This window comes from Streptomyces pathocidini, from assembly GCF_001418495.1.
Lineage (GTDB): Bacteria > Actinomycetota > Actinomycetes > Streptomycetales > Streptomycetaceae > Streptomyces > Streptomyces pathocidini.
In genome coordinates this window covers 1-7,663 of sequence record NZ_LIQY01000536.1, presented here as the reverse complement: position 1 = coordinate 7,663, position 7,663 = coordinate 1, and the positions used below count along the sequence as shown (strand labels likewise).

Sequence of the window (7,663 nt, the reverse complement as noted above, 5' to 3'; positions counted from 1 at the left end):
CCTCGGGGGCGGTGGGCAGTTCGGGGAGCTCGGGCCCCTGGCTGAGGAGCGACAGTACGTCGAAGGCGGCGAGGTAGCGCCCGGTCGCGTCCTCCAGTGCCGTGGGGTCGGGTCCCCCGCCGGATCTTTTGGTGCCCCGGGCCGATCGGGCGGCCAGGGCGGGGTGCGCGGGCGTGGGCCCGTTCAGCAGCCAGTCGACCGTCACGTCCCCCGCTTCCGCGATCAGCGCCAGCTCCAGGGAGGTGAACCGCCGTGCCCCGCCAAGGGACTTGGACAGCTTGTCGCGGGTCATCCCGATGCCCTCCGCGAACGCGGCCTGGCTGGGCGCGGCGCGGCTGATCACCGCCCGCACCCGGTCCGCCATGGTCTCGTCCACGTGTCCACGGTAAGCCGGGGTTGCGAAAATCGCAACGGTTGTTTTTGTGTTGCGAGTGTATTGTTTTTCGTATGCGTTGCGAGTGTATTGCAAAGTGAGAGGAGTGGTCTTGGTGCGTGTAGTTGAGCTGGGTGCGATTGGCGGCGGGCGGCGCGATCTGGTGGGTGGGAAGGCGGCTGGGCTCGCCGCGCTGATCCGGCTGGGGGAGCGGGTGCCGGACGGGCTTCTGCGTCACCACCGAGGCGTACCGCGGCGGTGAGGTGCCGCGGGAGGAGGTGCTCGCGGCGTATGAGCGGCTGGGTGGCGGACCGGTCGCGGTGCGCTCCAGCGCCACCGCCGAGGACCTGCCGCACGCGAGCTTCGCGGGCCAGCAGGACTCGTACCTGAACGTCACGGGCGCCGAGGAGCTGCTCGCGGCGATCCGCTCCTGCTGGGATTCCCTGCACGGCGAGCGGGCGGCGGCCCGGGCCGAGGCGATGCTGGCCGAACTCGCCCTGCGGGCCCGGCGCGCGCACCGGCTGCGCGGCCGGCTCGCCGGCTTCTTCCTGCGCCGCTCACGCGAGTTGGCCGGGCTGCGCGAGGCGGGCAAGTTCGCCGGGCTGTACGCGCTGCGCGACCGTCGGCGCCGGCTGCTTCTCATCGGTGCCGAACTGCACGCGCGGGGGCTGCTCTCCCGGGCGGACGACGTCATGTTCCTCACCCTGCCCGAGCTGCGCACGGCGGTGGCGGGCGGTGGCGACGCCCTCGGGGAGACCGTCGCCGCCCGCCGCGCCACGTACGACCGCGAACTGCGCCGCCGTACCGTGCCGGTGGCGCTGCTGGTCCGACGGCACGGATGTGGAGACCCTGCTGCCGCCCCGTACGGCCCACGGCGCCGGGCTCACCGGCATGGGCGCCGCCTCCGGCCGGGCCACCGGCCGCGCCCGCGTGGTCCGCGACCCGGCGCGGGCGACGCTCGAACCGGGCGAGATCCTCGTCGCCCCGACCGCCGACCCGGGCTGGACACCGCTGTTCCTCACGGCGGGCGGCCTGGTCACCGAGACCGGCGCGGTGATGGCCCACGGGCCGACGGTGGCCCGGGAGTACGGGATCCCGGCGGTGATCTGCGTCCCGGGCGCGACGGAGCGCATCCGCACCGGGCAGCTGATCACGGTCGACGGCGCGGCGGGGACGGTGACGGTGGAGGAGGAGTGAATGGCCGCTCCTCCTCGCGGAACGTCGTCACCAGCGCCAGGCACACCGCCGCGATCCCGATCCGCCCCGACGCCTGGAGCAGTGAGCCGCGCAGCAGGATGAAGGAGTAGCCCGCGATGGCGGGCACGGCGACGGCCGCGATCGTCGTGCGCGACGAGTCCGTCGTGAGCGCGGCGTAGCGGCGGTCGCCGCGCGCGGAGGCGTACCCCAGGGCCAGGAAGCCCGCCGCCATGCCGAACGGGCCGAAGTCCAGCCAGAGTTCGGCCCACAGCGGCGAGGAGAGGTTGGCGTTGTTCGTGCCCATCCACGTCCCCACCCGGATGCCCGTGTCCTGCGGCTTGCCGTGCCAGACCGAGCGCGGGACGAAGAACAGCAGGGCGCCCGAGACCTGGCGGCCGTAGGAGTGCCCGGTGGTCGTGGAGGCGTGGGTGATGGTGTTCGCGAACATCACCATCTGGTCGTAGTCCTTGACGGCCAGCGGCTCCACGATCGACGTCGACTCCACCGGCCGGTAGCCACCCTCGTCGTAGCGGAAGCGGTCCATGTACGGGAAGACCAGCAGCGCAGCGGCCACCCCCAGCGCCAGCGCCGACCGGTACACCACCGGGCTGCGCGGGAACGCGGTGAACAGGAAGGCCAGGACCACCGTCAGGAACCAGTAACGCGGATTGGAGATCGGGTTGTTGACCACACCGTTGAGCAGCAGCAGGCCCGCCCAGGCCGCCACCGGGCCCGGCCGGCGGCGCGCCCGGCGGGAGTTCAGCAGCAGCCGCGTCAGGAACAGCAGCGCCAGCAGCGGCAGCACCGTGCCGAAGCCGCGCAGGAACGCCGAGCCCGCCTCGGACTCCGCCGAGCTCACCCCGCTCGCCGCGATCGACTCGCTGATCTCCTGGCGGCTGGTGAAGAAGACCGCGGGACCGCCGAGTTGGGCGATCAGCAGCGCCCCGGCCGCGTACGCCAGCGCGACCAGCACGTACAGCCGCCGGTGGGAGACCGCGGCGGTCCGCGCGACCCGGCGCCGTCGCACCGCCGGGCGGTGGCGGGCCAGCAGCGCGCCCACGTCGAAGACCACGCAGCCGATCAGCACCAGCGCCGTCGCCAGCGTCAGGTCCGCGCGCGGGCCGACCAGCGGCGTCGGCACCCGGCCGAGCACGGCCTGGGCGAGCGGGGCGACGCCCATCGCCACATAGGCGAACAGCCAGAACGTGCCCTGCATCAGCCGGCGCTGTCTGCTCAGCACCATCGCCGAGAGCCGCGCGCCGGCGTACGCGGTGAGGGCGAGCTGGAGCCAGTACGCCTCGTCGCGTACGCCGTCGCCCGGCTGCGCCGCGACCACCGCGGGCAGGAGACCGACCAGGCCGAGCGCCAGCGGAACGGCGAGCGCCCGCGACAGCACGGCCCGCGGGGCGTTCCCCTCCCGGCCGTGCGCGTCCCGCGCAAGGGCCGTGTCCGCGCCACCAGGGCTCACGTCAACCGCCACGCCCCCCACCCCCGTTCTCCCCGTGCCGCAGTCTATATAGATCCGGATACGTCGGGGTGTGGGCAGCGCTAAGGTGATCCGAGCGCATCCGGTGGGGACCGGCACGTTTACGCACCTTGGGGGGCCTCGGTGAAGGTACTGCACGTCGTCACGCTCCACACGCCCGACAACGCCTTCGGCGGCCCGACCAGGGTCGCGCTCAACCTCTCCAAGTCCCTTCGGGACAAGGGGATCCGGGCCGCGCTCGTGGCGCTCGGCGACGGCTTCGCGCCGCACGAACCACTCCCGACCAGGGTCGAAGGAGTGCCCGCCCGGCTCCACCGCGCCCGGCACGCCCTCCCGCGCTACGAGGTCAGTGGCATCACCTCCGTACGGCTACTGGCCGGGGCCCGCCGCCTGGTGGCCGCCGCCGACGTCGTCCACGTCCACCTCATGCGCGACCTGGTCACCCTGCCCGTGGCCCTGGCGGCCCTCGCCCGCCGCCGCCCGCTGGTGGTCCAGACGCACGGCATGATCGACCCGACCGAGAAGCGGCCCGCCCGGATCGTGGACGCGCTGGGCGTACGCCGGGTGCTGCGGGAGGCGGACGCGGTGCTGACCCTCACCGAGGGGGAGCGCCGGAACGTCGACGCCGTGGCCGGAAGGCCGGGCCTGGTCCGCCACGCGCGGCTCGTGAACGGCGTCCGGCTCCAGGAGCACCGGCCCCGGACCGCCGACGGGCCGCCGACCATCCTCTATCTGGCGCGAGTTCAGGAGGGCAAGCGCCCCCAGGACTTCGTCGCCGCCATGCCCACCGTCCTGGCCGAGCACCCCGACGCCCGCTTCGTCCTCGCCGGGCCCGACACCGGCGCACTGGCCGGAACGCTGGCGCGGGCGCGCGCCCTCGGTGTGGACGGCTCCCTGGCCGCGGTCGGCCCGCTCGACAGCGGCCAGGTGATGGAGCAACTGCGCCGCGCCGACGTCTACGTACTCCCCTCCATCCAGGACGCGTTCTCCGTCTCCGTCCTGGAGGCCCTGTCCGTCGGCACACCCGTCGTCGTCACCCGCACCACCGGGCTGGCCCCCGACGTCGAGCGCGCGGGCGCGGGCCGCGTCGTCGACAGCCGGGAGGGCGACGCGGGCAACGGCCCGCGCATCGGCCGGGCAGTCCTGGAACTCCTGGACCCGGCGGCCCACGCCGAGGCGTCCGCGGCCGCCCACCGCCTTGTACGCGAGGAGTTCACCCTCGACGCCGTCACCGACACCCTCCGCGGGGTCTACGAGCAGGTGGTGACCGGCCGCGCCCGATGAGCGCCGGAGCCCGCGCCGCAAGCACGTGCGGAGCCTGCGCCGCAAGCACATGCCGCGCGCCCCCCTCCCGGACGGCACGGAACCCCGAGGCCGCCCGGCACGCGCGGCCCGCGCCCGGCGACCTGACCGGCACCCCGGCGGTCGCCGGCGTCCGCGACGCGGCGACGACCATCGCAACCGGCAAACCCATCACGGCAGACGGCACCACGGGCATGGTGAGCAAGGTGGAACGCACACCGTGGAACGGAGGCCGCCGGGGGTAGCGTGGCGGCATGGCCTCTGAGCACTTGGGTGAGCGTGTGGGGCGGTTGCGTCGGCTGGCCGATCTCACGCAGGAGGGGTTGGCGGAGAGGTCCGGCGTTTCCGTCGACGTGGTGCGCAAGTTGGAGCAGAAGCGCAAGCACAGTGCGCGGCTCCCAACCCTCCACGCCCTGGCCAAGGGGCTGGGAGTGGAGCTGACCAGTCTGTTGGGGGACCCGCCGGGGGTGCCGTCCAACGGTGAAATGGATCCTCCGGCGCTGGTCGCCGTGCGTCGGGCGATCATGCCTCCGCTGTTTGCTCCGCCCCCGGAGCCGTACGGTGCCGAGGCACTGTCCCTTCCGCTCCTGCGGGCGGAGATCACCGAGGCCTGGACTCTCTACCATGCCGCCGAGTTCGGCCGCCTGATGGACGCGCTGCCCGGGATCATCACCGACGCCCGGCTGACGGCCGCTGTCGGTTCGCCGGACGAGCGCGCCGCGGGGCAGGCGGCACTGGGCAAGGCGTTGCAGCTCGGCGGGCATCTCGCCATCCGGTTGGGCAAGTCCGATCTCGCGCTGTCCAGTCTCGAGCGGGCTGTGACGGCGGCGGGTCAGTCCTCGGACCCGCTGCTGACACCGATGATCTCCAACTCCGTTGCCTGGGCATACCAGCGCCAGAACCGGCTGGACGATGCCGAGTGCCTGGCGGTCAACGCGGCGGACGACGTGGAGCGGGACCACGGCACCACCGCCGAAGGCGTGCGTGTGTGGGGCGGGTTGCTCATGTCGGCGGCGACCAGCGCGGCCAGGAGCGGGAGCTACGACACGGCCAACGAGATGATGACCACGGCGGAGCAGGCTGCCGGGCGCTTGGCAACTCTGCCGCCCCCGGCGAACGGCAAGCTCGTGTCCGTGTTCAGCCGCTCGTCCGTGCGCATCGAGCGCGTCCGTCTCGCTGTGCAACACGCCCGTCCAGAAGAGGCGTTGGCGCTGTCACGCGGGATGCGGCTGAGCAAGGACGTGCCACCGTCATGGCGTACCTGGCTCCTACTGGACGTGGCACGCGCGCACACGGACGTGGGGGACCTGCACGGCGCCGTCAGAGCGCTGACTGCTCTGCGCCGGGTGGCGCCCGCGTGGATGCGGCACCACACGTTGGCGGTTGCCATCGTGAACGACCTCTGGGCAGGCCCTGCCCACCCGCCAGGCCTCCGGAAGCTTGCAGAATTCCTGGGCGTGCCCCAATAGCGTTGCGAGGGTAGGACGTTCCGTCCCTGTGACATGTGTACTCGGAACGCCACGCTGAGTACATGGCGAGCAGGGAGCGAGCAGCAGCGCGGCGTGGCGTAGATCAGGGGTCGGGCCTTGTGCCCAGCGGGAGTGACGAACCCCGTTCACTGATGACCTTACGGGTCAGCCGTGACGGTGGCCGCACGTACGGCCCGGTGCAGACGGTCCGCGACGGTGACCCCATCACGACCCTGAACAACCCCGTCGGCTACCCACCCTGCGAGTGCAACCGCTGTGCCCGCAGGCGCAGCGGTTGACAGCCGCGGTCATTGCCAGGCTGTCCGCGGCCATCGTCTCCGCGCTCGACTCGCGAGAGGCCGCAGGATGCTGACGGGGCTGGTGCCACTGGCACTCCGAGCCCACCGACGACGAACCGGCGGTCGCCGCGGTCATCGACCAGGACAGTGGCCCAGGACTGCGTTTCTTCGCCTGCAGGGAGTGCCGGATCGCCCGCGGCCGCTCCCCCCGGCGCGTCTTACAAAACGAGGGCCCACCGGGGACCCGGCTGCTTGAGGCTGCTCAAGGCCCGTTCGCGGAATACCCGTGAGCGGACCTTGAGCAGACTCTGAGTTACCGCGACCGGCCGGTGGGAGATGAGGTCAGGCGGCTCAACTCCCGTGCTTTCAGGGCTATCTGCCAGCGGTAGAAGGTCATGGCCAGGGCGTAGTCGAGGCCTGCGCGGCCGTCGAGGAAGCCTCGGCGGTAGACGTAGGCATAAGCGAAGGAGAGGAGCGGTTTGAGGGGGGCTTTGTGGAAGAGGCGGCCCTGGCGGGTCTTCGCCAGGCGGATCTCTTCGCGCACCTGCGGGTGGTGCTCCAGCCACGCCTCCCAGTCCGCGTAGCGGTTGTGCCGGTCGAACCAGGTGCGGACCGGGTCCAGGTCCTCGTGCTCGATCGGCGACCGCAGCCGGACCACGGGCCCGTCCGCCAGCGGCTGGTAGTGCCCCTCCTGCTCGCCCATCCCGGGCGCCGCCAGATCGCCCAGCACGGGGAAGCGGCAGCGCGTACGGTCCATCAGCGCGCGCTTGACGATCGTGTGGCCGTGCCGCAGCCGCCGCCCCGCGAACCAGTAGCCCAGCGGGATGTCGAACGCGGCGGCGGAGACCGGCTGGGAGAAGATCCGCCGCAGCTCCGCCAGCAGGGCCGGGCTCGGCGTCTCGTCCCCGTCGAGGAACAGCAGCCACGGCGTGCCGGTGTGCACATGGTCCAGGCACCACTGCTTCTTCTTCGGATACCGGCCGTCCCACGCGTACGGAACCACCTCCGCGCCCTGCGACTTGGCGATCGCGCAGGTGTCGTCCGTGGAGTCGGAGTCGACCACGACCACCGCCTCGAAGTGGCCGATCACCGAAGCGACCGTCCTGGCGATGTTCTCCGCCTCGTTCTTGGTCGGTATCGCCACGACCACGGGCAGCTTCCGCATCACGCTCACCCCGTACCTCCCTTTCCCGCCGCCTCCAGCAGCGGCTCGTGCTCGGGACACAGATGCCGTACGGCGTCCTCCGCGCCCGGGATCTCACCCGCGCGCAGCGCGCCGATGACGGCTGCGCGGTCGTGCCGGGCCGTGCGGGCGATCCGCTCGCAGGCCTCCTGGCCGGTCTCCAGGACGGCCACCGGGTCCGTGCCCTTGGGTACCCGGCCGACCAGGTACTCCTTCTCCGGCTTCGTGAACGAGCCGGTGACGGGCGACAGTTGGGACCGGGGCAGCTTGGGGGCAGCGGGTGTACGGGCGGCCGAGCCCCCGGTCGACGGCGCTTTCGGGGAGTCGGCGGGCGCCTGCGGCGAGCAGGCCGAG

7 protein-coding genes and 2 pseudogenes are annotated in these 7,663 nt (G+C 72.6%); 4 read left to right on the top strand and 5 right to left on the bottom strand.

Annotated elements, in window-relative coordinates:
• A partial coding sequence (locus AOK16_RS22105; RefSeq protein WP_169790934.1) for a helix-turn-helix domain-containing protein occupies positions 1 to 376 on the bottom strand: 376 nt, incomplete at its 3' end.
• A gap of 260 nt (positions 377 to 636) precedes the next feature.
• Between AOK16_RS22105 and AOK16_RS29350 the strand changes: the two are divergent.
• A pseudogene (locus AOK16_RS29350) lies at positions 637 to 783 on the top strand (PEP/pyruvate-binding domain-containing protein); the annotation flags it as partial.
• A gap of 147 nt (positions 784 to 930) precedes the next feature.
• Here AOK16_RS29350 and AOK16_RS27760 read toward each other — a convergent pair.
• Positions 931 to 1,209, bottom strand: coding sequence for a hypothetical protein (locus tag AOK16_RS27760; RefSeq protein ID WP_205627755.1), 279 nt, complete (start codon positions 1,207 to 1,209; stop codon positions 931 to 933).
• A 4-nt stretch (positions 1,210 to 1,213) separates the two neighbouring features.
• Here AOK16_RS27760 and AOK16_RS27755 point away from each other — a divergent pair, with 4 nt between their 5' ends.
• Entirely contained in the window at positions 1,214 to 1,570 is a 357-nt protein-coding gene (locus tag AOK16_RS27755) for a PEP-utilizing enzyme (RefSeq protein ID WP_055473924.1), read from the top strand.
• Here AOK16_RS27755 and AOK16_RS22090 read toward each other — a convergent pair.
• Positions 1,524 to 3,038 (bottom strand): hypothetical protein, encoded by a 1,515-nt coding sequence (locus tag AOK16_RS22090; protein WP_398718427.1) that lies wholly within the window; start codon positions 3,036 to 3,038, stop codon positions 1,524 to 1,526. The genes AOK16_RS27755 and AOK16_RS22090 overlap by 47 nt on opposite strands.
• Positions 3,039 to 3,179: 141 nt before the next feature.
• On the opposite strand from AOK16_RS22090, the gene AOK16_RS22085 reads away from it, so the two are divergent.
• Together AOK16_RS22085 and AOK16_RS22080 are read left to right on the top strand one after the other, a co-directional pair.
• Positions 3,180 to 4,340 (top strand): glycosyltransferase, encoded by a 1,161-nt coding sequence (locus AOK16_RS22085; RefSeq protein ID WP_055473922.1) that lies wholly within the window; start codon positions 3,180 to 3,182, stop codon positions 4,338 to 4,340.
• A 272-nt stretch (positions 4,341 to 4,612) separates the two neighbouring features.
• On the top strand, positions 4,613 to 5,827 hold the full coding sequence (locus AOK16_RS22080; RefSeq protein ID WP_055473921.1) for a helix-turn-helix domain-containing protein: 1,215 nt from the start codon (positions 4,613 to 4,615) through the stop codon (positions 5,825 to 5,827).
• A gap of 612 nt (positions 5,828 to 6,439) precedes the next feature.
• Here the strand turns inward: AOK16_RS22080 and AOK16_RS22075 are convergent.
• Together AOK16_RS22075 and AOK16_RS22070 are read right to left on the bottom strand one after the other, a co-directional pair.
• The gene (locus AOK16_RS22075) at positions 6,440 to 7,291 is read right to left on the bottom strand and encodes a glycosyltransferase family 2 protein (protein WP_055473926.1); all 852 of its coding nucleotides are present in this window, start codon (positions 7,289 to 7,291) and stop codon (positions 6,440 to 6,442) included.
• Between the two features lie 5 nt (positions 7,292 to 7,296).
• Positions 7,297 to 7,663, bottom strand: a pseudogene (locus AOK16_RS22070) (hypothetical protein); the annotation flags it as partial.

Coding starts and splice junctions, on each gene's coding strand:
- AOK16_RS22080 (WP_055473921.1), top strand. CDS start 4,613: ATGGCCTCTGAGCACTTGGGTGAGCGTGTGGGGCGGTTGCGTCGGCTG.
- AOK16_RS22075 (WP_055473926.1), bottom strand. CDS start 7,291: ATGCGGAAGCTGCCCGTGGTCGTGGCGATACCGACCAAGAACGAGGCG.